2 protein-coding genes are annotated in these 1,238 nt (G+C 62.6%); both read right to left on the bottom strand.

Annotated elements, in window-relative coordinates:
* Positions 1-590, bottom strand: a 590-nt coding sequence (locus P353_RS26355) for an NAD(P)(+) transhydrogenase (Re/Si-specific) subunit beta (RefSeq protein ID WP_034376276.1), incomplete at its 3' end; no start/stop codon positions are given.
* 27 nt (positions 591-617) lie between these two features.
* A partial coding sequence (locus P353_RS26350; RefSeq protein WP_034376273.1) for a proton-translocating transhydrogenase family protein occupies positions 618-1,238 on the bottom strand: 621 nt, incomplete at its 5' end.

The following is a 1,238-nucleotide window of genomic DNA, read 5'->3' as shown; positions in this document are numbered from 1 at the left end:
CTCATCACGATCAGCGGCAACATGCCGTCGGCCACGGTTTCGGCATGCAGAAACTCGCGGCCGAACCAGATCACCACCAGCAGCGCGACCAGATTGAGCCAGTGGCGTGCGGGCAGCAGCAGCGGCTTGCCGCCTATCCTGCCGTTGAGCTTGCCGAAGGCAATCAGCGAGCCCGAGAAGGTGACGGCACCGATCAGGATGCCCACGTAGATTTCCACCTCGTGAATGGCTTTTTCTGCGCCCGCCAGCTCGATGGAGGTATCGACATAGCTGGCAAAGCCCACCAGACAGGCCGCCAGACCGACCAGGCTGTGCATGAGGGCGACCAGCTCGGGCATCTGGGTCATCTTGACGACCTTGGCCGCATACAGGCCGATACCGCCACCGACCACCAGCGCGCCGACGATCCAGGCGATGCCGCCGGCATCGACGCGCGGGCCGAACACGGTGGCCAGCACGGCCAGCGCCATGCCGACCATGCCGAACAGATTGCCGCGGCGCGAGGTTTCGGGGTTGGACAGGCCGCCGAGGCTGAGGATGAACAAAATGGCAGCCCCTAGATAGGCCACCGTTGCGAGACTTTGGGACATGGTGTTTCTCTCTTGTGCTCGTTCTTCTTATTTGCGGAACATGGCCAGCATGCGACGTGTCACGGCAAAGCCGCCAAACATATTGATGGCAGTCAGCACCAGCGCTGCAAAGGCCAGCCAACGAATCAAATCATCAGGGCGAGCTGTACCCGCCGTTGCAGGCGGTGCAATCTGCACCAGAGCGCCAATGGCGATGATGCTGGAGATGGCGTTGGTCACGCTCATCAGCGGCGTGTGCAGCGCAGGCGTCACATTCCACACCACCATGTAGCCGATGAAGCAAGCCAGCACGAACACCGTGAAGTGGCCCAGGAAGGCCGCAGGCGCGTAGGCACCGATGAACCAGAAGGCCACGGCGGCAATCGCAAAAATAATGGCCAAGGTCTTGGCAGGCAGCGGGCCGGCAGCGCCATGGCCATGACCGCTTTTCTTCTGCTCCACCACAGCCGCGGCCGGTTTGGGGGCTGGCTTGGGCGCCTGGGCAAGGGGCGGAGCAGGCCAGGTGATTTCGCCGTCCTTGACCACGGTCAGGCCGCGGATCGCATCGTCTTCCATATTCACCACGGCCACGCCATTCTTGGCCTTGCACAGCTCTTCGGTCAGGCGCAGCAGATTGGTCGCGTACAAGGTGGACGACTGCTTGGCCAG

The organism is Comamonas testosteroni, from assembly GCF_000761245.1.
Classification (GTDB): Bacteria; Pseudomonadota; Gammaproteobacteria; order Burkholderiales; family Burkholderiaceae_C; genus Comamonas; species Comamonas testosteroni_C.
Note: the sequence above shows the minus strand (reverse complement) of the source record. Positions and strands in the feature narration are given on the sequence as shown.